The organism is Embleya sp. NBC_00888, assembly GCF_045207655.1.
Classification (GTDB): Bacteria; Actinomycetota; Actinomycetes; order Streptomycetales; family Streptomycetaceae; genus Embleya.
The window spans coordinates 542579-564710 of record NZ_CP108784.1 but is presented as its reverse complement, the minus strand read 5'-3'; the positions used below and the strand labels follow the sequence as shown (position 1 = coordinate 564710).

Annotated in this window: 19 protein-coding genes; 7 read left to right on the top strand and 12 right to left on the bottom strand. The window is 70.0% G+C overall.

The window, feature by feature from the left end; all coding sequences use genetic code 11:
* The first annotated feature begins 74 nt into the window (after positions 1-74).
* Positions 75-317, top strand: a complete 243-nt coding sequence (locus tag OG948_RS02550; protein WP_406293453.1) for a hypothetical protein — start codon at positions 75-77, stop codon at positions 315-317.
* 10 nt (positions 318-327) lie between these two features.
* Positions 328-975, top strand: a complete 648-nt coding sequence (locus OG948_RS02545; protein WP_406293452.1) for a TMEM175 family protein — start codon at positions 328-330, stop codon at positions 973-975.
* A gap of 636 nt (positions 976-1611) precedes the next feature.
* Here the strand turns inward: OG948_RS02545 and OG948_RS02540 are convergent.
* The 6 genes from OG948_RS02540 to OG948_RS02515 form a co-directional block, all read right to left on the bottom strand.
* The gene (locus OG948_RS02540; RefSeq protein WP_406293451.1) at positions 1612-3099 is read right to left on the bottom strand and encodes a caspase family protein; all 1488 of its coding nucleotides are present in this window, start codon (positions 3097-3099) and stop codon (positions 1612-1614) included.
* Positions 3100-3107: 8 nt separating this feature from the next.
* Positions 3108-3614, bottom strand: coding sequence for a hypothetical protein (locus OG948_RS02535; protein ID WP_406293449.1), 507 nt, complete (start codon positions 3612-3614; stop codon positions 3108-3110).
* Positions 3611-5104 (bottom strand): protein kinase domain-containing protein, encoded by a 1494-nt coding sequence (locus OG948_RS02530; RefSeq protein ID WP_406293447.1) that lies wholly within the window; start codon positions 5102-5104, stop codon positions 3611-3613. The genes OG948_RS02535 and OG948_RS02530 overlap by 4 nt, the downstream gene beginning before the upstream one ends.
* 74 nt (positions 5105-5178) lie before the next feature.
* Entirely contained in the window at positions 5179-5451 is a 273-nt protein-coding gene (locus OG948_RS02525) for a hypothetical protein (RefSeq protein ID WP_406293445.1), read from the bottom strand.
* Positions 5452-6080: 629 nt separating this feature from the next.
* Positions 6081-7133 (bottom strand): CU044_5270 family protein, encoded by a 1053-nt coding sequence (locus OG948_RS02520; protein WP_406293444.1) that lies wholly within the window; start codon positions 7131-7133, stop codon positions 6081-6083.
* Positions 7130-7750 carry an RNA polymerase sigma factor gene (locus OG948_RS02515; RefSeq protein WP_406293442.1) on the bottom strand — a complete coding sequence of 207 codons (621 nt, stop codon included), beginning with the start codon at positions 7748-7750 and terminating at the stop codon, positions 7130-7132. The genes OG948_RS02520 and OG948_RS02515 overlap by 4 nt, the downstream gene beginning before the upstream one ends.
* Before the next feature lie 166 nt (positions 7751-7916).
* Between OG948_RS02515 and OG948_RS02510 the strand changes: the two genes are divergently transcribed.
* Positions 7917-8231, top strand: coding sequence for a hypothetical protein (locus OG948_RS02510; protein ID WP_406293441.1), 315 nt, complete (start codon positions 7917-7919; stop codon positions 8229-8231).
* A 144-nt stretch (positions 8232-8375) separates the two neighbouring features.
* Here the strand turns inward: OG948_RS02510 and OG948_RS02505 are convergent, their stop codons facing one another.
* Positions 8376-8507 carry a hypothetical protein gene (locus tag OG948_RS02505; protein WP_331769032.1) on the bottom strand — a complete coding sequence of 44 codons (132 nt, stop codon included), beginning with the start codon at positions 8505-8507 and terminating at the stop codon, positions 8376-8378.
* A gap of 150 nt (positions 8508-8657) precedes the next feature.
* Between OG948_RS02505 and OG948_RS02500 the strand changes: the two genes are divergently transcribed.
* The 4 genes from OG948_RS02500 (at position 8658) to OG948_RS02485 (ending at position 14702) form a co-directional block, all read left to right on the top strand.
* Positions 8658-10058 (top strand): hypothetical protein, encoded by a 1401-nt coding sequence (locus tag OG948_RS02500; RefSeq protein WP_406293439.1) that lies wholly within the window; start codon positions 8658-8660, stop codon positions 10056-10058.
* 1143 nt (positions 10059-11201) lie between these two features.
* A complete protein-coding gene (locus OG948_RS02495; protein ID WP_406293437.1) occupies positions 11202-11879 on the top strand; it encodes a response regulator in 678 nt (225 codons plus the stop codon).
* Positions 11876-13024 (top strand): sensor histidine kinase, encoded by a 1149-nt coding sequence (locus OG948_RS02490; protein ID WP_406293436.1) that lies wholly within the window; start codon positions 11876-11878, stop codon positions 13022-13024. Before OG948_RS02495 ends, OG948_RS02490 begins: the two co-directional genes overlap by 4 nt.
* A gap of 565 nt (positions 13025-13589) precedes the next feature.
* On the top strand, positions 13590-14702 hold the full coding sequence (locus tag OG948_RS02485) for a serine hydrolase domain-containing protein (RefSeq protein WP_406293434.1): 1113 nt from the start codon (positions 13590-13592) through the stop codon (positions 14700-14702).
* 240 nt (positions 14703-14942) lie between these two features.
* On the opposite strand, the gene OG948_RS02480 is transcribed toward OG948_RS02485, so the two are convergent.
* The 5 genes from OG948_RS02480 to OG948_RS02460 form a co-directional block, all read right to left on the bottom strand.
* A complete protein-coding gene (locus tag OG948_RS02480) occupies positions 14943-15524 on the bottom strand; it encodes a cysteine hydrolase family protein (RefSeq protein WP_406293432.1) in 582 nt (193 codons plus the stop codon).
* The gene (locus OG948_RS02475) at positions 15521-16885 is read right to left on the bottom strand and encodes an MFS transporter (RefSeq protein ID WP_406293430.1); all 1365 of its coding nucleotides are present in this window, start codon (positions 16883-16885) and stop codon (positions 15521-15523) included. The genes OG948_RS02480 and OG948_RS02475 overlap by 4 nt, the downstream gene beginning before the upstream one ends.
* 71 nt (positions 16886-16956) lie before the next feature.
* Entirely contained in the window at positions 16957-18690 is a 1734-nt protein-coding gene (locus tag OG948_RS02470) for a hydantoinase B/oxoprolinase family protein (RefSeq protein WP_406293429.1), read from the bottom strand.
* Positions 18687-20798 carry a hydantoinase/oxoprolinase family protein gene (locus OG948_RS02465; RefSeq protein WP_406293427.1) on the bottom strand — a complete coding sequence of 704 codons (2112 nt, stop codon included), beginning with the start codon at positions 20796-20798 and terminating at the stop codon, positions 18687-18689. The genes OG948_RS02470 and OG948_RS02465 overlap by 4 nt, the downstream gene beginning before the upstream one ends.
* 176 nt (positions 20799-20974) lie before the next feature.
* Positions 20975-22111, bottom strand: coding sequence for a pyridoxal phosphate-dependent aminotransferase (locus OG948_RS02460; protein WP_406293425.1), 1137 nt, complete (start codon positions 22109-22111; stop codon positions 20975-20977).
* Positions 22112-22132: the final 21 nt, after the last annotated feature.

Below are 22132 nucleotides of genomic sequence, written 5' to 3'. Positions count from 1 at the left end.
CGTGATGCACGTGTACGCCACCCTGGGCCTCGCCGAACATCGCCCCGCCCACCGGGTCCGCATCCGGGCCCGACGTGAGAGACGCCGTCGACGAGACCATCGGCGAAACCGAGGGCCTCGAGCAGGAGCAGCCCGGCCCTGTGCGAGGACACGCGTCCTCCCGAGCCGCCGGCGGGGTGGGCCGCCGCGCGCTCACGTGGATCGTCGACAAGCCCGGGGCCACGGCACCCGGCTCGGTGACGCTCTCCGCCGCGCTCTGCGCCGACCAGGCGACCGCGCGGCGCGTGTGCCAGGAACCGCCGACCGGGGAGCCATAGGGTCGGGCGCATGGCGCAGACCGGTGGATTCGGCGACGAGCACGGTCCCGAACGGCTTGTCGCGTTGTCCGACGGCGTCTTCGCGATCGCGATGACGCTGCTCGTCCTCGACATCTCGGTCCCGCCGGACCTGGGGGCCGCGGGGTTCCGCCACGCGCTGGGCGAACTACCGCCCAAAGTCGCCGCGTACGCCCTCAGCTTCCTCATCATCGGGGCCTTCTGGCTCGACCACCGGCGCGTCCTGCTGGGCATGCGCTCGGTCGACCTGCCGTTCACCGCGGTCACCCTGGCCGGGCTCGGTGTGACCGCGTTCGTGCCCTTCCCGACCTCGCTGCTGTCCGAGTACGGCTCCATGCCGGCGGCGATCGCCATCTACGCCGCCACCATCGCAGCCATGGACCTCACCCAGATCGCCCTGGTCCTGCTCCGGGCCCGCCATCCCGAACGCGACCGCACGCCGCTTCGCCCCGCCCTCGCCAAGGCTTGGATCGTCGACCTCGCCGTCACGGTCGTGGTCTTCCTGGTGACGATCCCGCTCGCGTGGCCCCTCGGCGGGGACGCCATGTGGATCTGGCTGGCACTGATCCCGCTCAAGGGCGCGGCCGGCCGCTCACGCACCGCAGCGTCCCGAAAGCCCTCGGAACCCGACGGCCGCTGAGCCCCTTGTACGGCCGGCCCCCGACCCGGGCACCCCGCACAACTCCACCAATGCGATTCCGGGGGTGTGATGGGAGTTGTGGGTTGGGGTGTTGCAGGCAGGTGGGGTGAGAACCTTTCGGCGCCGTTTGGGTGAGGGCTGTGGGGGTCTGGCCTGGGGGTGTCGCGGTTTTGTCGAGAACGCTCGGGTGTTGTCGCACATACCCCGTCCGTCCCAAGGCCCGGACAGTGTTTGTCCTGGTCACAGGGTTTTGGATGGCTTCGAAGGAGGGGTGTGTCTGCCGCCCGCGTGTGTGGTCGGGTGGCGGGGCGGTGGTGGGTTTCGGCGAGGTGGTCCGGGCGCGATCCGGTCGAGGTTGGTTTTGGTGATGTGTTCGGTGCCGTCGTCGATGGCGGTGATGGCGGCCTGGCGGATGAGGCGGGAGGGGGCTGCCGATCCGGCCGGCGGTGCGCCGGCGGGTGGTAGGCGGCGAGGCGGGGGAGTGTCCCGGCCCGGTCCGCGTTTCGGGTCGAGGGCTGCTTCGACCCCGGCGATCAACTCTTTGAACGGTTCGCGTGTGCCCAGGCGTGCGGGGAACCCCGCAGTCGACGAGTGAGGCCCGTCCGGCGAGTTGTGCCCCTGCTCGCGTAGCGAGGTTCACCGGCCCGGCAAGGGCGCGTCCGGTGAATGCTCGGGGGGTGCCGGTGAACCGCAGACGGTGCAGGAGTCGGCGGCGATGGGGGTGTTCGTCCCGCAGAGTCGGCAGCACCATGTCGCCCCTTCCGGTACACCCGGGCCGAAGATCAGGCGGCCCGGGGGCGGCGGGATGGAGGCAATGGGCAACTCCGGCCGCCGCGCCCCGAGGGGGGTCGTGTGCTCGACCGACGTCGCCGAGTCCTGGGACAGCCACTCCGGCGTCGTCCCCGGCGACGACCCGGACGGCGGCTCGGAGACGAGTGCCGGCGCGGACGCGGCAGGTCCAGGCGCCGGCTCGGGGCGCGCTCCCGGGAGCGGCCCGCCCAGCATCTCCACCGCGAACTCCAGCACGTCGCACGCTCGTGGATAGTCCCCCGTCTCGCGCAGCAGCCGCGCCAGCGCCAGGCACACGCCGCCCACCTCGAGTCCAGGGCGCGGACGTACCGCAGCGTGCGAGAATGCCTCCTCCAACACCTCGATCGCCTCGGCCACCTGCCCCAACTCGGCCCGCAGCGCGGCCAGATCCAAATGCAGACGCAGATTCTCGGGTTCGGCCGCCGGGTCGCGGGAGCCCCACAGTGTCGCCAGAATCTGCACCGCCTCGCGATTGGCGCCCACCTCGTGCAGCACGGTGGCCAGACGCACCCCCACCTCGAACGCCGTGTTCGCCACCTCCGCCGCAGTCACCTCGGCCGGCTGGGGCGGCGGCATTGCCCGCGCGAGGTTGCGCGCAAGCGGCAGCAGCCCGGCTGTGTTGTGCCCACAGCGCTGCGGCACCGGCCGGTCACGAGCGCGCAGCCGTCGGTCGAGGTGCTCGTACAGCAACTCCAGGCTGATGAGGTCCGGGCCGTTCGGAATGCCCTCGCGGATCAACTCCAGCAACTCGCCGGTGAACGCGGTGTACTGCTCGTTCGCCGGAGCGAGCGAGGCGAGGTCGCGTGCGGACGACGTGAGCACGTACGTACCCTCGACGATCGCGTGCCGGGCGATGTCGTCGGGATCGCCGCTCATGTGCGGCATTGCGACACGTCCGCTGTAGCAGCAGTCCAGAATCACCACGCGGCGCCGGGCCGGGCTGCGCATCACCGCCCGCCGGATGTGCTGGTACGACAGCGCGGTGTGGCCCATCAACTCCTTCGACCTCCGCAGCGCGAGATGCAGGTCGGGGCTGTCCGAATCGAGCAGGCCGTGCCCCGCGTAGTACACGACGAGCGTGTCGCGCGCTTCCCGGGCCGCGGCAGCGACCGCGCCGACGACGTCGTCAGGGTCCTCCGGGTTCAGCACGGTCCGGCACGAGTCCGCTACCAGGCCCCAGAGTTTCGGATCGCAGAACGCCGCGCGCATACCATCCACGTTGCGGGCCACCGCCGGCAGTTCGGGTAGGAAGGCGAAGGACGCCGCGCCGATCACCACCGCGCGCGAAGTCGTGGGGTCGGGCAGTTCCTGCACTGCGGCTCCTAGCGTTCCCGCACGTCGTTGTCGTCGTCGCCGCTACCTTCGCCGTCATGGCCGTCATGGCCGTCATGGCCGCTGTGGCCCTCGTCGCGACCTGGGTCTGCGATGTCGTGGGCGCGGTCGCCGCCTCCGTTCTCGTCGCGACCCTCCCCGGTCGCCAGGAACATCACCAGCCTTCGCATGTCGTCATCGGTTCCCCCGCGTAGCGTGATCGCGAACTCGCCCCGGGTGAGCTCGACGGTTGGCGGCTCGCTGCGGCTGCGCCGCCACGTCGCGATGCCCAACGCGAGGTCCGCCGCGCCGATCGTGCCGCCGACGGCGAGTTGCAGGATGTCCAGGACGGGGCCCATCTCCCCCTCCCGCGTCGCGCGCGACGACGCCAGGTCGGGAGCGGCCCCGACGAGCAGCTCGTCCGCCGCCAACCAGGCTCTCAGTGACCGCAGTTCGCCCTCGCGGTCGGCGTGTTCGATGCTGATGTCGAGTTTCATCGTCGCGTTCGCGTCCTTCACGAGGTCCTTTTCGGGTAGCCGCCGGGTGGGGGTTCCGGTGGGGGAGCGGATGGAGGTCCGAGCGGGGCCGACGGGACCGCGGGAGTGTTGCCGGCCTGTTCCGACACACGCCGGAACAGCTCGTCCGAACGCTGGAGTTCGCCGAGTTCGGTGAGGCACCACGCCACCCAGTATCGGCTCGCCAGGGTCAGCGGATGGCTGCTGCCGAGCAGGCCCGCGCGCAGGTGTGCGATGTCCTCGTGCAGCCGCAGAGCCGCGACGTGCTCGCCGCGCTGCGCGAGCGCGACGGCCTCGTGGAAGCGGCTCTCGACCCGCGCCGACCGGTGCCGCCGCACCGGGGGCCGCGAGCCCTCGGGGGGCGTCGCCGCGCGCGGCGTGTGGTCCGCGACGCGCCGGTACGTCTTGGAGTGCTCGGAGGTGCGCTCCGCGGGGGCCTCCGCCGCGGATGCCACCCAGCCCTGCACCTCCGGATCGGCGAGCCACCACGGCCGCATGATGTTGTTGGTGACGGCCTGCGGTACCTCGGGCGCGGCCATCGGGAGCCCGTGTGCGCCGCGGAACGTGCGATCGGCGGTGAGCGCTTGGTCCTCGTCCTCGTCCTCGTCCGCGTCCGCGGACATCGGCGGCGGCCCGTCGTCGGGCACGCCGGCCACAATCGACGCGAGGCGGGTCGGCGGTACGCCCCACTGCTCCAGCAGCAGCCCTACGCGGGACGCGTTCAGTGTGCGATGCAGCGGGTCGCGGGCGAGCAACTGGTCGACGAGTGCGACGAGTTCCGGTGGCACATCCGGGCCCGACACCGTGCCCAGCGACGGCGCGTCCGCGGACACCTTGGCCAGGACGAGCGAGATGAGCTGACCCTTGGGCGGGAACGGCAGGGCGCCGCCCACCATTTCGTACATCAGACAGCCGAGCGAGTAGAGGTCCGCCGACGGGCTCAACGGCGTGCCGAGGATCATCTCGGGAGCCATGTACAGCGGTGTCCCGATCATGACGCCGCTCGCGGTGAGTTGCCGGTTCATGCTGACGTCCTTCGCGATGCCGAAATCCATGATCACGACACGACCGTCGGCACAGAGCATGACGTTGCTCGGCTTGAGGTCCCGGTGCACCACCCCGGTCGCGTGTGCCTGGCTCAGCGCCGCGCAGAGCTGCGCGCCGATGCCGCACGCCTCCCCATGGGTCAGCCGCCCGTGCCGCAACACTTGGTCGAGCGACCTGCCGTCCAGGAACTCCATGACGAGGAACAGGTCGTCGCCATCCTCGACGGCTTCGAACATTCGCACGATGTTGGGATGGGTGAGCCCCGCGACGATGTCGAACTCCTGTATCAGCCGCTGCTGGTGGAACTCGTCGGCGTCCCCCGGCAGGCCGAGCGCCTTGACTGCAACCCGGCGCTGCGACTCGCGGTCGTGGGCCACCCAGACCCGTCCGGATCCGCCGCGTCCGATGCGGTTTTCGAGCTGATATCGGCCGGCAACGACACGCATGGCATCCCCCCGTGGTTGCCCCACAATCGTGGCTCACACACGGTCGCCCGGCAAGCGCGTTCGGCGATGATGCGTCACCGGCCCGCCGGCCCTTCCTTCCACCGACGCCAGACCTCGCGCTTCTGCGCGTCCTCTTGTACACGGCGCTCACCCGCCGGACCCGCAGGGTGGCACGTGCGCTTCGGTGTTCCGCAGACCTGGCGGACTTCGCCGAGTGGCACTCGCAGTGCCTTGGCGACCAGCGGCGGCGCCAGTCCCTGCGTGAACATCTCGGCGGCCCGTAACCGCACTTGCTCCCGCTGGGCCCGCTGTTTCGCGGTCGGGCCGCTCCCGTCGGGATACCGCATGACACCGGCATACACCCACAACCGATCGCATCGTCACCCCGAACCGAAAATCTCAGTAGCGACGGAGAACGCTCGTGGGGCGACAGATCATTCGGGCCCGGGCCGCTGTCACACGGCCCGGGCGCCCGGGGCTTTCGAACCTCACGCCCTTGAACCACGGTGCCGATCGCGTCCACGATTCACTGCCTCGGCGTGGCGGTGGCGCCAGGTGGCCGAGTCGAATGCGTGGATCGCACCCTTGGCCGCCGTCTCACCCCACGTCCTGTGCTGAACGGGACGAGGCTCCCCTGTGCAGGGTTCGCCGCCCCGCCGTTCGGTGACGGCCGGGTGATCACCCAAAGTCGCGGGTGTGTTGCCATCCGTGGCTGGGGTAGGCGCCCAGTGGCGCCGGCTCCCCCCGTGGTCGACGCTGCGCGGTCCGACGCCCGTTCACCCCCGTCCGGCCGTCGGACCGCGCCCTTGCGCCCGAAAAGGATCCCGCTGGTGATACGGCGGTCATGACTCCTCTCCCGTGAACCGCCACATCCCCACGCCACGAGTCCACCACTCCCGCCCGGGCAAGCACGGACCCGTCTCGCCACACCCGTAACGCCCCAGCCCGCACCACCCGGACGTCGGAAGGCACGGCGTCAGGTGAGCGGCCCCGACGTCGCTTTCGGGACGTCGCCGACTCGGTTCACCAGGCCCTGCCGGTCGATCGTGGTAGAGACCAACACCGTGCCGGCGACGATGCCGTCGGCGTCCCTGGTCTGGATGGTGCGCATCCCGAGGTAGCGGAAGGTGTCACGGTCGAAGATCCACTCGACGCGGTACACGCTGCCCGGGTCTTCGAAGAGCAGCGCGACGCCGTGCCGGCCCTTGGCGTCGACCGCGTCGTCGACCACCGAGACGCCGTCGAGGCCGGCGATCACCCGGTAGAGCGCGGCGCGTTGCGCGGGCGGGGTCAAGCCGGTCACGACGAGGTTCATCAGGTGGTGAAACAACGGCACTCCGTCCGCCGCGAGCGGACGGACCACCTCCAGCAGCCGGGTCGGGTCGGTGGGCAACGCCGCGAGCCACGCGTATCTGGACGTGCCGTAGCCGGGAACCGACGGGCCGGCGGCTTCCACGGTGCTCTTCATCAGTTCGAGCCTGCCGTGCTCGGTCTGTTGCACGCGCTCCCACAACACATCCGGCGTGGACCCGTCGGTCGAACTCCACGACTGCTCGTCCACCGGCACACGGTAGCTGGCGGTCTGCACGCCGTTTCCGTGATGTTCGGTCCGGTACCTGAAGCCGCTTGTCGCCGCGTACGCGAATCGACCGACGCCCGGCGGTTTCGTCGCCTCCCGGCCGGCCGCGACCGCGAGGTCTTCGAGCACCGCGGCGGCCTCGGAGCGCGATCCAGGAAGAACCGGCACGATCAGCGGCGGCGCGGCGACCGGGGTGGTCCGCCGATCGTGGTCGAACCCTTGGGAGACCACGCCCGCGCCGACGAGCACGGCCGCGGCGACCAGGGGGGCGAGGACGTAGCCGAAGCGGCGACGGGCGCTCGGGCGCGGACTCGCCACCGGGTTCGCGACCTCGCCGAGGTGATGCAGGAAATGGGTCCGCAGTTGCCGGTGTCGCTCGTCGGTCAGGTCGGCGACCACCGGTGCGCGGAGCGGACCCTGGTCGATGTGCTCGGTGCGGTCGGACTTCACGACGTCTTCTCCCTTTCCTGCCGAACCGACGGAAGGCGGTCCGCTCTTGGTTGTCCGCGCGGTGGGGACGGTTGCCTCTCCTGCGCCGTCAGGTCGCGCAGTTTGCGGCGGGCGCGGGACAGCCGCGAGCGCAGTGTGCCGATCGGTACGCCCAGGGCTTCGGCCGCCGCGGCGTAGTCGAGTCCCGCCCAGACGACGAGGGTGAACACCTCGCGTTCGGGACGCCGCAGGCGGGCCAACGCACGGTGTGCGGCGGCCAACTCCTCGGCGTCGGCCGACCGTTCGACCACCTCGTCCGCGAGGTCCGGGACGGGCTCGCCGGGCGGGATCCGGGCCAGGGCGGCCTGATAGCGGCGGGCGGCGCGGGCGCTGTTGCGCAGGACGTTGACGGCGATCCCGAACAGCCATGGGCGCAGGCTTTCGCCTTCGGGGGCGACCTTGGCACGCAGCCGCCAGGCCTCCAGGAAGGTGAGCGAGACGACGTCGTCGGCGAGGGAGGGATCACCCGTGACGCGGGCGGCGTGCCGGTGTATGACCCTGGCATGGGCGTCGAACAGCGCGGCGAACGCGTCCGGGTCGCCTGCGCGTATTCGGGGCCTGAGTTGGTCTTGGTCCACACCATGCTCTGTCCGCGCGGACCTGAGGGTTCCCGGGTTTCGGCAGATTTTACGACCGCGGGCGCGACGTCGCGGCGCTTGGGGATGATCCGGATGCGTCGGCTCGGCGTCGGAGGGGGTCCGGTGGGGCTCACCCTGGACGGACCACTCCGGGAGGATGAACCGCGTGTCCGACGACGACAACCAGGTCCCCATCTACCAGGGTGTCTCCGACGTCCGGCTCGAGCGACGGGTCGCCGCGCTCGAGCGTCCGGCCGAGACGCGGGACGTCCTGGACCGTACGGAGGCCTCGGTCGCCCGGCAGCGGCAACGCGTGGAGCAGTCCCATACCAACCTGCAGGAGAAGATCGCCCGGGGCCGGGACGGACACGGCGAGACCCTGACCGAGCTCACTGTGTTCGTCGCCGAACAACGTGCGGCGAACGCCCGGATCATCGAACTGCTGACCGCCCTGACGGGCCAAGCCCCGGGCACACCGTAGCGGAGGCGGTCGCACCCCACCCCCACGACTCGATCGACGACGAGCGGTGCCCGCGTGTTCGAGGTCCGAACCATCTCCTGAATGCGACGGGCAGGTGGTAGCGGGGGACGAGGTACCCACCGCGAGCGTTCGGGCTCGGTCGTGTCACTCGTCGTCGTCGCGTCGACGGCGGCGCAGTCGACGCAGCGCGGGCAGCGTGAGGGTGGCCAGCAGTGCCGAGGGCAGGTCGGTGAGCAGTCCGGTGAGGAGTTGGGCGAGCAGGTTCATGGCGTCCACGGGATCCCCGATCGAGGTGGTGGTGGGCGGGCCGACCGCGTGTCGTGCCCGGGTGTCCAGACCACCGGACGGGGCGATCTTGCGCTGAACGCAAGGACTTTGTTGCGCTGCACACGGCAAAATGCAGGCACGCAACCGGGAGGGGCTGTCGTGAGCGAGCTCGAGGAACGGGTGGATCCCGTGCGGCGCGCGGGTCGGAATCGGGGACCGATTCCCGCCGACGCCGTCTACCCCGAACTGGCCGGATACTTCCGCGTCATGGTCGACCGCGTCCTGACCTCGCCCCGCAGCAGGGCCGCCACCGACGGGGACGTCGCGTCGGGACTGGGCATCAGCGCGAGCACACTCTCGCGCCACCTCGCCGGCCACTCCCGTCCCGAGCGCGCCGGCATGCGCGCCTTCCAGCGGTGGGTCGCCGAGGAGACCGCGACGCCGCTCACGGCCGAGGAGACCGAGCGCGGACTGACGCTGGTGTACGCCACCTACGACGCCCGCCACGACCGTCTGCTCATCCGCCAGTTCGAACTCGACGCCCTCCAGGAGCGATACCGGGTCGAACAGGCGGCCACCACCCGCCGCATCGCCGACCTGTCCGAGGAACTCGCACGGGCCCACCGCACCCGCGAGGAAGCCGAACTCCACCAGGCACAAGCCGACACCGCCTGGGCCTCACGCCTCGCCCAAGCCGAGCAACGCATCCGCGAACTCGAACGCGACCTCACCCAGGCCCGCGCCCTCGCCAGACTGCAGGAAGCCGACCAACAACGATGGGCACAGGCCGCCGCCGACACCACCGCCGCCCTCGCCACCCTCGACACCGACACCGACACCGACACCGACACCACACCCGAACACCCCACCGACGACGCACGGGACCCGCTGCTGCGCCGCATCGAGAAACTGCGCCACGACGGCCACCACGAAGACGCCCCCGCCCTCCTGCACGCCGCCGCGACCGAACGCGACATCATGGAACTACCCCTCCTGGCCCTGACCCTCGAAGCCGGCACCACCGTCGAACGCCACCAGGACGTACCCGAACTGCTCCAGCACGCAGGACGACTCCAACCCATCCCCGACATCGCCCGCCTCATCGCGGTCGCGCACAACCGCGCCACCAGCTCCCCGACCCTCGACCACTCCCGAGCGGACGGGGCGCTGCGCCGCATCAGCAAGGAATGGGCCGCCCCGCTGCTGCGCGGTGTTGCCATGCGCACCCCCGCCGACGTCATCGACCTGGCCGAACTTCTCATCGGCAAGCGCCTTGTCCAAAACACCCGGTTGATGTTCATCGCATGCAACGTGCAGTCCTCGGAGGCGCGACTGCGCGAGCTACTGATCGAGGCGCGCAGCCGTCTCCGCAACGCCGACGACACCCATTCCCCCTTGTTCGCCGTGCTGGAATCCGCATCCGTCGGGCTTCCCGACAGCACGGCACAGGAACGGTGGAACAAGGTGTTCGAGGACACGCTAGGACGACGGTCGCCGGCCACGGGCCCGGCGGCCGTCGAACCGCCGCCACGACGCCGACGCTTCCTCGGTCGCGGCTGACGCGTCACCTTCATCCTGGCGCTCACCATGCTGGTGATTCTCGACTTCGGCATCTGGACCTGACCACGCCTCCACGGCGGGGTGAACGACGGGTGGGCGGTTGCAGACTCGTTCGAGGCGGTGATTTCGAAACTGCTCCCCGGACGGGACACACCTCGGTGTAGACGTCGCGGCTGCGGGGCCGGGCTTCGACGTCGACGCCGGTGGCGCGCGGTCCGCGCCGAAGGACTTGGAGGCATGGGCGTATCCCACCTTGCCCGGCTACACCTCCGGCAGGGTCGTGGTCTGTTCGTATCGGTTCCCTCGTGCGGGTAGCACTCGGTGACGACGCCACGTTGGCCGTCCACATGAACGGGACCGTCCCACCCGACTGGCATGGCCCGCGGGCCGCAGTCCGCATCGTGGTCGAAGCCGGCATCCCGGCGGACCTCGTGCCGCCGGGCATGTGCGGCCCCGCAGGGTAATTCACGCTTTTCCTCGCGTCGTTGCCGGCAGGATGTTCGGCGCCCGTCGTGCAGTTGGCCGAGGGCGAGGACGGGGGAAGTGTGTGAACAGTGACGAGCGTGGACTGAGCACTCTGCTCTGGTCGACGACGGATCTTCTGCGGAGCCACTTCAGTCGGTCCAGTACGGCAGCGTGATTCTGCCGCTGACTCTCCTGCGTCGACTGGATTGTCTTCTGGTTCGCCTCCGGGGTCGGATTCGTGGCCTGATCAACTGTAGGTCCGCGTGTCCTAATCTCACGACCGATGTCCTACGTCGTCAACGGACGGGTTCGGGTGGGCTGGACGACTTCGAGCCAGGCGTTCCCGGCAACCGGTGAAGAGGCGGTGTTCCAACCGTGCTATTCCTCGTCTGCGCCGGCGGCGAGGTAGTCGGCCCAGCTGTCGTCGGCGTACCGGGCGCACCTGTGAGCGCTGCCGGCGGAGACACCGGACATGTCGCTGACGATGATGGGCGGAAGGTCGGTCACCGCTTCGCACATGGCCGTGTTGCGTGCACTGATGATCGGACGTCGGCGTCGACGGACCACGCGGCCGGGCCCTTCCCCCGACCGGCTGTCGGGGCCGCCGCATCGTCCTGCCGCGCGCACGGGGGCATAGCCTCGTGCGGACACACTTCAGCACGGTACGGAGGCACAGGTGTGATCCGGATAGTGGTAGTGGACGACGAAGCGCTCGTCCGGTCCGGGTTCGAAATGATTCTCAACGCCGCCGCCGATGTCCAGGTCGTCGCGACGGCGAACGGCGCCGACGCGGTCGACACCGTGCGCCGGCAGCGCCCGGACGTCCTGCTGCTCGACATCCGCATGCCCGACGTCGACGGACTGACCGTCCTGCGCGCTGTGCGGGCCCTGCCCCACCGGCCCGTGGTGGCCATGCTGACGACGTTCGACATCGACGAATACGTGCTGACCGCGCTGCGCTGCGGCGCAGCCGGCTTCCTGCTCAAGGACACCGACCCCACACAGTTGGCGCAGTTCGTGCGCACACTGGCCGGCGGCGGCGTCGTCATGTCACCCAAGGCATCCCATGCCGTCGTGCGCGGCCACCCGGCGGCGGCCGCGTCCGCTGATCAGGGCGTGGCCCGCGTCGGCGGCCTGACGGTTCGCGAGCGCCAGGTGCTGGTCCTGGTCGCCGAGGGTCTGTCCAACGGTGAGATCGGAGCCCGGATCCATCTCAGCGCGGGCACCGTCAAGGACCACGTCAGCGCGATTCTCGCCAAGTTGCGGGTGAGCTGCCGTGTCCAGGCAGCGCTTCTCGCCCAGCGGGCCGGGCTGTTGTCGGGCCAGGGCGGCCAGGGCGGCGAGGACGGCCGGTGACCGTCTGGAGGAAGGTGCCCGGCTGGGCCGTCGACACAGCGCTGGTGGCGCTGGCCGCCTTCGACGTCTGGTGGAACCTGGAGGACGACCCGGCCGACAGCGCCGTCCTGGCCCTGGTCGTTGGCGCCCTCGCCTGTGGGGCGCTCTTCCTCCGTCGTCGCGTCCCCCTGACCGTGTTCGCGCTCACCGTCCCGGCGGGCCCGGTACTCGGCCTCCAGGTCGCCTCGGTCGTTGCGCTGCACACCTTGGCCGAGCGCTCCCGCAACCGCCGCCTGCTTGCTGTGTGCGCGGTCGTCTCCGCGGCCTCGTCGTGTGTCCTGTGGCCGCTGTCCGAGTTCGCCGAGGTCCACGGAACGTGGACCCTGGTGTCCTTCGGCTACCTGCTTGCCGCCGCCGCCACACCCGTCCTGTTGGGGCAACTCGTCCAGGCCCGGCGGGACTTGTCTCTGCGCGTGGACGAGATCGAGGAGGCGCGTGAACACGAGCGCCTGCTGCACGCCGAAGCGGTCCTGGCCCGGGAGCGTGCCCAACTCGCTCGGGAAATGCACGACGTCGTGGCCCACCAGGTCAGTCTGATCGCGGTACGGGCAGGAGCGCTCCAAATGGTGGCCCCGGACCCCGGTACCCAGGAGGCGGCCCGCACCATTCGCTCGCTCAGCGTCGGTACCCTCGACGAACTGCGCCACATGGTCACGCTGCTGCGGGCCTCCACCGGCCGTACCGCCGAGCTCACCCCTCAGCCCACGCCGGCCGACCTGCGCCGACTCGTCGCCGACAGCGCGATCCAGGCGACCCTGTCGGGCGAGCTCCCCGCCGACATCACCACGACCGCGCAACGCGCTGTATACCGCACCGTGCAGGAAGCCCTCACCAACGTCCGCAAGCATGCTCCCGGTGCCACCGCGGCAGTCCAACTGTTCCACCACGGGGACGAGTTCGGCGTCATGGTCAGCAACACCCGGGCGACCTGCCCACCGCTGTCCCTGCCCAGTTCCCACCAGGGCCTGATCGGTCTGGCCGAACGCGCCGAACTCCTGCACGGCACCTTCACCGCCGACCCGCTGCCCGACGGTGGATACCGCGTCGTGCTCAAGATCCCTGCCGGTACCGAGGGGCCGTTCGTGAGATTGCCCGCGTTGAATTGACGAGATCCCGTACGAGCCTTCGGTTCGTACGGGATCTCGGTACCCCGTGTCCCGTGTCATCGACTGGCAGCGGAAGTGCCGGTCGGCAGGAACCGGGCCGTCCCAGACCTCGAAGGCACCTCCGGAGACCAGGGCTTCGCGTGCGGGGCCGCAGGCCGGCGTTTGCTCGACGAGCATCGCGGCCGGGTCGTCGCGTGTCCTGCGCCAACCCTGCCGGGCGGTCGCTCGACCGACCAACCGAAATACATTGTCACCGGGGGCGACCCCGCCGGTCGGGCCCCTCGCACCCCCCGACCGGCTGGAGGCGCCCCCCGACCGGCTGCCGGACCCCGCCGCACCGCCCTTCCACGCGCACGGGGCCATAGCCTCCGTGAGGACGGTTCGAACCGGGTCTCGATGTCGCCGACGAGGTTCAGGTCGTCCCGACGGTGAATGGCGCCGACCGGGTCGACACAGTGCGCCGGGAGCGTCCGGACGTCCTGCTGCGCGACATCGGCATACCTGCCGCCGACCGGCCGCCGTGCCACGCGCTGTTGCGGCCTTGCCCATTGAAGAGGGAGACCTGATGCGACGTAGGACAAGTGTTGTTGCGGCCCTGGCGGTCACAGTTCCCTTGCTGGCCGCTCCCGCCGCGTCGGCCGCGACACCGGGGTGTGACACGAAGCCCGTCCAGGCGGCGCTGAAGGCGCTGGGGAGTGTCGGTGCCTCGGGGATGAGCCTGACGGTGCGGAGTCCGCGCTGCGGCGTCCTGAACAACGGTGTGGGCCTTGCCGACCTCAGGACGGGCCGCAAGGTCGTCGGCAACGAGCACAGCCGCATTGCCAGCAATACCAAGACCTGGGTGGCCACGGTCGTGCTCCAACTCGTCGGCGAAAGCAGGCTCGGGCTCGACGACACCGTCGACCGCCATCTGCCCGGCCTGATCCGCACCGAGCGCTACGACGGGCGCAGGATCACGATCCGGCAGCTGCTGCAGCACACCAGTGGCCTGCCCGACTACCTGGAGGCACCGTTCTGGGAGGACGAGACCGCGCACCGCTGGGATCACATCGAACCCCTGTTGACGGTCGAGCAGGCGCTGACCCTGCCCCCGCCCAGGGACAAGCCCTTCTCGTACTCCAACACCAACTACAACCTGGCCGGCCTGATCGTCGCCAAGATCACCGGGCACGGCATCGGTACCGAGATCGAGCAGCGGATCATCAAGCCCCTCGGCCTGCGCGACACCTACTGGCCCGGCGACCGGACCACGCTCCCCGAGCCGGACCTGCGAAGCTACGTGAAGCGGTCCGGGAAACTGCTGGACCGGACGGAATGGAACACCTCCGGGGCCGACGCATCGGGTGCGCTCGTCTCCACCGGCGCCGACGTCACCACGTTCTGGTCCGCGCTGATGAGCGGGAAGCTGCTGGCCCCGGCCCAGCTCGCCGAGATGAAGCGGACCGTTCCCGACCCCACCGTGCGGGGCGCGCGCTACGGCCTGGGAACCGAGCGCTACGAGCCGACCCCGGGCCTCGTCACCTGGGGACACAGCGGCTTCATGGAGACCGGCCACAAACTCAGGAACGCCGTCACCGAGGACGGCCAACGGGCCGTGACCCTGCTGATCGGCTCGGAAGAGTTCAAGGAGGCGAAGGTCGACTCCGCCCTCCGTGCACTCATCCGCGACCTCCGCTGACCGGGCCCGGTCAGCGGAGGGCACCATGAGCACGGCACGAGCATGCCCGCCACCCTCGGCGCGGCCGACCGGCTTCCCCCTCGACCCCGCCGGGCTCGTCTCACCTCCATCGCATCCCCGGCCCGGTCAAGGCCGCGACACGTTCCGTCGGCCATGTGGCATGTCGTTGGCGCGCGTTGGCCAGTGCGACACCCGGTTTCACCACCCGAACCGCACACGCACCCCGGATCGTCGAGATGCTCAGGCTTCCAGGCGGTGGTCCTCGATCCAGGCCCGGGAGGTCGTTACCCGGGCGCCCCGAGCAGGAAAGACACGCTCCATGAAGAAGTCGTGGACGTCCGGCTCGGCGTCGGCGCAGGCGTCGCTCACGACGGTGACGCGGTAGTCGAGGTCGAGTGCGTCGATGAGGGTCGCCGCCACCATCGCGCTGGTCGCGACACCGGTCAGGACGAGGGAGTCGATGCGCCCGGCCCGCAGCAGCAGGTCGAGGTCGGTGCCGGCGAAGGCGCTGGTCCGCCGCTTGCCCACGACGGCTTCATCCGCCCGGGCCTCCAGCTCCGCGGCGATTTCGGTGGCCTCCGCACCTTCGTGGAAAAGGTTCCCGGCCTGATGGAACTGCTGGAACAGCGCGTTGTTCGCCGAGACATCGGCGCCTGTGGGCCGCAGATGGGTGCGCACGAAGATCACGAGCAAGCCGTTGGCCCGCGCTGCGGGCAGCAGCGACAACAGAGCGGGAACGGGTTGCCGGGCGAAGGGATAGCTCGCCAGGATGCCCTTCTGCATGTCACCGACGATCAATGCCGGATTCGCCGGCGCGATCATGCGATCTTCTCCTTCTCGGACGGCTGGGGCACCTGATGACTCGTCCCATCGTGCTCCGCTTTGCGCCCGGCGGTGAGGAGGATTGCCGCGCCTGCGACCATGATGAGCGCGATAGTCAGCAGAGCGTAGGTGTAGCTGCCGGTCGTGTCGGCGATGAAGCCGGTGAAGTAGGGGCCGACGAAGCCGCTGATGTTGCTCACCGAGTTGATCACAGCGATGCCCGAAGCGGCGGCTGCGCCGGTCAGAGACAGCGGCGGCAGCCGCCAGAACTGGGGCATGGCCGTGTAGATACCGGAGACGCTGAGGCAGAACGACGCGATGAAGATGACGTTGTTGTGCGTGAACGTGGCCGTCACCAGGCCGACGACTCCGACGCCCATGGGAATCACGGTGGAGGACACCGCCGACATGCCTGAGGCGACCTTGGGCCAGATCGTCATGGTGATGATCGCGAACGCCGACGGGATGCCGGCCAGCAGCACACTGCTGACGTTCGACATGCCGGAGATGCTGCCGGTCAATGTGGAGATCATCGTGGGGAGGAAGAACGCGATCGGGTACAGGCCGAAGACGATGGCGAAGAAGGCCAGCGCCAGCGTCCAGACCCGCACACTGGTGAGGGCTTGGCGCATGCTGGACAGCGCGCCATGCGCTTCCTGCTCGGATGTCTCCTGCGCGAGCCGGCGTTCGATGGCTTCCTTCTCGACCGTCGTCAGCCACTTGGCGTCGCGGGGCCGGTCGGGCAGCATCGTGAAGACGAGGATTCCGGCGAGGAGGGTGATGGCCCCCTCGACCAGGAACAGCGATCTCCATCCGGCCAGTCCGGTGAGACTCTGCCCCCAGGACAGGAGGGCGGCGGCCAGGGGCGAGCCGATGATGCCCGAGAGCGGAATCATCATGAAGAACGCCGACAGGGCCCAGGCCCGGTACTTGCGAGGAAACCAGCCGGTCAGGTACAGGAGGATGCCCGCGGCCAGTCCTGCTTCGGCGAAGCCGAGAAGGATCCGCATGGCGTAGAGCTGGCCGACGTTGTGCACCGCTGCCGTCGCCATCGTGACCGCGCCCCAGGTGACGAGGATGCGAGTGATCCACCGTCGTGCCCCGAACCGGCGCAGCATCATGTTGCTCGGCACCTCGACGAGGACGTAGCCGATGAAGAACAATCCGGAGGCCAGTCCCATCTGCGAGCTGGAGATGCCCAGGTCCTTGCTGAGGGGCGCGGCCATGTAGCCGAGATTGGCGCGGTCGATGTAGCTCATGACGTAGGCGATTCCGATGACCGGGATGATGCGTATGCCCACCTTGCGCCACAGCCGGCGCATGGATCGGTCGGTAGGGGCGGGGACGGTGACCTCAGCCATGACGGTGACCTCTTCTCAGGCGTGGTACAGGGGATGGTCCGGGGTGCGGCCGGGCAGGGGAGAGCGGTCGCTCAGCGGTGGTGAGCGGAGCGGAGTTCTTGCGTGGCGGCGGTGTCGACGGTGCCGGTGGGCGTGATGACCACGCCGTAGTCGCGGGCCGCGCCGGCGAGGGTCACTTTCTGGTCGAGTACGTCCTGCAGGACCCGGTCGGCTTCCCGGGTCAGGGCGCTGCCGTGACCTCCTCCGCCGGCGGTGACGTGGCGGTGGCGGTCGCCGGCGACCAGGGTCCGAATGACCTTGGTCGGCAGGATCTCCTCCTGTGGGGTTCCGGTGTTGAGCATGTTGGACGAGGGAGTTCCTGGTCCTCCTCCCGCGAGGCCGTACGGGAGGTGCCGGCGCCGGTCCGAACGGATCTGTACCGAGGCCTCGGGGTGGAGGATCGTCATGTCGCGGAAGGTCGACAGGCCACCGCGCCATCGACCCGGTCCGCCGGTGTCGGGGAGATAGCCGTAACCGTCGATGCGAAGGTGCCCGGACTGCTCGAGCTCCTCGATCGGTGTGTTGGCGAGGTTCGCCCCGAGCGGGCTGATGCCGTCCACCCCGTCGCGGTCGGGCCTGGCGCCCCAGGCGCCGCACAGGATGTCCCACAGGACAGCGCTGGATCCGTCCTGCTCGGTGACGCCGACCGCGATGGAGTCGGGGCCGCCGTCGCCGGCGGCAGGGACTCGGTAGGGGAAGACCGGTGCCAGAGCGCCCAGGACGGTATCGATGATGCGGTAGGCGACCAGGCCGCGTGCCCCGCGGGCGGACGGCCGTCTGCCGTTGAGGATGCTGCCTTCGGGGATGACGAACGTGAAGGGGCGGTAGAAGCCGCTGTTGGCCGGGATGTCGGATCCGAGCGCTCCCTGGATGGCGGCGTAGGAGGCGGACTTGGTGAACGAGGCGGTGGCGTTGAGCGCCGAGGCGACCTGCGGGGACGATCCGGTGAAGTCCAGGTGCAGGGCGTCGCCGACGATGTCGACGGTGACGCGGAAGGGGATGGGGGGCGAGCCGAGCCCGTCGTCGTCGATGTAGTCCTCGAATGTGTAGCTGCCGTCGGCGGCCTCGGTGACTGCGGCACGCAGGAGGGTCTCGGAGTAGTCGAGGAGTTCGTCGATCAGCACAGCCAATTCGTCGGTCCCGTGGCGCCTGGCGAGATCCTTCAGTCCTTCGCCGCCGGCGTGGCAGGCGGCGAGCTGCGCCTCGAGGTCACCGCGCAGCAGGCCGGGCTCGCGTACGTTGCGCAGGATCAGGGCCAGGAACGTTTCGTTCAGTACGCCCGCTTCCACCAGGCGGGACGGCGGGATCTGGACGCCTTCGGCGAAGATGCTGGTGGACTGCACGGCCATCGATCCGGCGGCCCAGCCGCCCACGTCGGCGTGGTTGACGACCGTGACCGAGTAGCCGATCAGTTCCTGCTCATCGGTGAACACCGGCCCGACGGCGAAGATGTCGGGCAGATGCATACCGCCCAGGTCCGGGTCGTTGAGGAGGTAGACGTCGCCGGGACGGACGGTGTCCCCGAACGCGTCCAGGACGGCGCTCATGGCCTCGGGTATCGAACCGAGGTGCACCGGGCATGTGTTGGCCTGGGCGATGACCCGCCCGGAGGCGTCGCACAGCGCGGCCGAGAAGTCCATGCTGGAGGCGACGATCTGCGAGTGGGCCGTACGCAGGATGGTGATCGCCATCTCGTCGGACAGTCCCGATACCGCGTTGCGGAACACCTCGAATGTGGCGGCGTCGCGGATGGGGTGCGGGCTCATGACGATTCCTTGGTGGCAGTGGTCCAGCGGATGACGATGTTGTCGAGGCTGTCGCGGTGCGCGGTGGCCCCCGGCGGCACCAGGGTCGTCGAGTCCATGTCCTCGATGACCAGCGGTCCGGGCACGCGGTGGGAGGGCAGTTCGGCGCGGGCGATGACCGGGGTGTCTTCCGTGTGGTCGAACCGGCAGGCCCGGGAATGGGCGGGGCGGGAGGGCTGCGGGAGCAGACGCAGCGCGCGGTCGATGGTGATGGGGTTGCGTACCGTGCCCCGCACGCGGATGTTGACGATCTCGATCAGCTCGTCACCGCCCGCGCGACCGTAGGTCCGGCGGTGCTCGGCGTGGAACCGCGTGCGGGCTCCTGCCATGAGGGCGGGTGTGACGGTGCCGTTGGGTACCACGACCGGGAGCTCGAACCGCTGGCCGTGGTAGCGCATGTCGAGGACCCGCTGCACATCGGCTTCTGCGCCCGGCGCGGCTTCGCGCAGCGCCCGGGTGATGTCCTCGGCCATACGGTCGAACTCGGCGGTGAGCACGCCAGGCTCGTCGAATGGGGGGCGGTGGGGTGCGACCGACTCGCGGGAGGTGTCGGCCACGAGCAGCCCGAGGCTGCTGAACAGGCCGGTGTGCACCGGGACGATGACGGTGTCGATGCCCAGTTCCTTCGCCAGAGCGGCACCGTAGAGGGGGCCCGCTCCTCCGAAAGCCACCATGACCGCGTCCCGCGGGTCGCGGCCCCGTTCACTCGTGACGGCCTTGACGGCCTTCGTCATGTTGGAGACGGCGACCTCGTAGGCGCCGCGCGCGGCAGCGGGGATGTCGACGTCCAACTGTTGGGCGATGGTGTCGAGGGACTTCTCGGCGAGGTCCGGACGGATCGCCACCCGACCGCCGGCGATGGACCGGGGACTGAGGTAGCCCAGGACGACATTGGCGTCGGTGAGGGTGGGATGGTCGCCACCGTTGCCGTAGCACGCGGGGCCGGGCCGGGATCCCGCGCTTTCGGGACCGACCCTCAGGGAGCCTGCCGCGTCCACGGAGACGATACTGCCGCCGCCGGCGCCCACCTCGGCGATGTCGATGGAAGGTACCCGCACGGTGTAGCCGGCGCCCCGGCCCATGCTTCTCGTGAGGTTCATTCCTCCGCCGACCTCGTAGTCGGCGGCGACGAAAGGCTCCCCGTTTTCGATGAGCGAGGCCTTGGCGGTGGTGCCGCCCATGTCGAACGCCACGACGGAGTCGAGGCCCATCAGTTGGGCGAGCTTCTGGACGGCGATGACGCCTGCGGCGGGGCCTGACTCGATGATCTGGACAGGCCGTTGCACCACGGACGCCGCGTCGAGGAGGCCGCCGCTGGACTGCATGATCATGAGGGGCTCGGTGATGCCCGCCGCGCGCAGCCCGTCGCTGAGCGCGCTGACGTAGTCGTGCACCTGCGGCCCGACGTAGCTGTTCACGACTGCGGTGCTGGTGCGCTCGAACTCCTTGATCTGCGGCGAGATATCGACGGAGGCGGTGACGTACACGCCGGGCAGCAACTCGCGCAGTTCGGCTGCGACGCGTTGTTCCTCGTCGGGGCGGACATGGGAGTTGATCAAACAGACGGCGACGGCCTCGATGCCCGCCGCACGGATCCGATCGGCCAGGTCGGCCACCTCGGCGCTGTCCGCGGCGGGCCTGAGCTCGCCGTTCGCGGTGATGCGCTGGTCCAGTTCGTAGCGGTGGCGGCGCGGCGCGAGCGGCACGGGCTTTTGCCAGGACAGGTCGTACAGCAGGGGGCGGCGCAGGCGGCCGAGTTCCAGGACGTCCCGGAAGCCTTTGGTGGTGACCAGCGCGGTGCGCGCGCCGCGCATTTCAAGGATCGCGTTGGTGGCCACGGTGGTGGCGTGCAGCATCGCGTGGACCTCGTGCGTCTGGACGCCCGCGTCACCGAGCGCGAGGGCCGTCCCCGCAAGGACCGCGGTGCCGAAGTCGGGCGGGGTCGAGAGAATCTTGACGGGTAGGACGCGGCCGTCGGGCCCGAGGGCGATGACGTCGGTGAAAGTGCCGCCGATGTCGGCACTGACGCGCCAGCCTTCGTCGCGACTGGTCGTGGGTGCTCCTGACACGTTCGGCTCCTTCGGGGTGGGCCTGGGTGACGCGGACGTCTCGCAGGCGGATGCGTGGACCATGGAATTGAGATCTCATATGGCTAATCTGAGATCTTTCACATAAGCGGGATACGGAGCGCGTGCCCACGGTGGGGGAGGGGCGCGAAGCAGCGGGATCGCGGTCCGGCGGGGGCTCAGGTGCGGCGGACACCGGCGGTCAGGGAAGCCAGCCGGTCTGTGACCTCGGTGAGGGCGGCCGCGCTCCCGCCGTACAGCACGCGGGCATGGGTGGCCGGGCCCTGAAAGGCATCGCCTGCCAGAGCGGTGACACCATGGGACAGCAGCAGGTCCTCCAGTGCGCGGCCGACCACGCCGAGCGGGCCGAAGTCGACGAAGGCGAAGACTCCCGCGTCGGGCGGCGAGGTTTTCAGGCCCGCTCGGGCCAGGCCGGCCACCAGTAGGTCGCGCCGCGCGCGCAGGGTCGCGAAGGAGGGTTCGATCCAGTCCTGCGGCCCGGTGAGGACGGCGACCGCGGCGGCCTGCGCGACGTCGCCCACGTTGATCACGTCCCATTCGAGTGCGCGGTGGATCGGTTCCAGCAGGTGGGCGGGAGCGTGCACGTATCCCACCCGCCAGCTCGTGAAGGCGTAGTTCTTGCTGAGGCTGGTCACCGTGACCAGGTCGGGATGGCGGTCGCGCAGCAGCATCTGGGGCCGGTAGCCCGGGCCGTCCCATACGTAACGCTCGTAGGATTCGTCGGCCAGGACCATCAGGCCGTGCCGCGCCGCCACGTCCAGAAGCTGCTCGAGCCGCTCCCGACCGGGAAGGTAGCCGGTGGGATTGTTGGGATTGCAGATCAGCAGCGCCCTGGTGGCGGGGGTGACGGCGGCCTCGACGGCCGCGGGGTCGTGGTCCCATCCGTGCTTCTCCTCCGACGGCACATAGACCGGGCGGACTCCCGCCAGCCGGATCATGCCGTCGAAGAAGTAGGTGGGGGCCGGCACGAGGACCTCGTCGCCCGGGTCCAGGAGGGCTCGGAGGACCGTGCTCATGCCATGTTGCGCTCCGTGGGTGATGAGCAGTTCGGCCTCCGGATCCGCGTCGACCCCGAGGGTGATCCGCAGGTGATCGGAGATCGTTCGGCGCAGTTCGGCCGAGCCCCGGCTCCGGCGGGGGAAGACCTGGCCCGCCGCGATCCGGGCGGCCTCGACGACGTGTGCGGGCATCGGCAGCACCGGGACGCCGCCCATGGGGATCAGGTCGGCACACGGCCCCGACGCGTCAAGCACGCGTTCGGCGAGTTCGAGGGCCGGCAGGCGTTGCAGAGGCACGGTGATTCCCTTCGGAGGCAT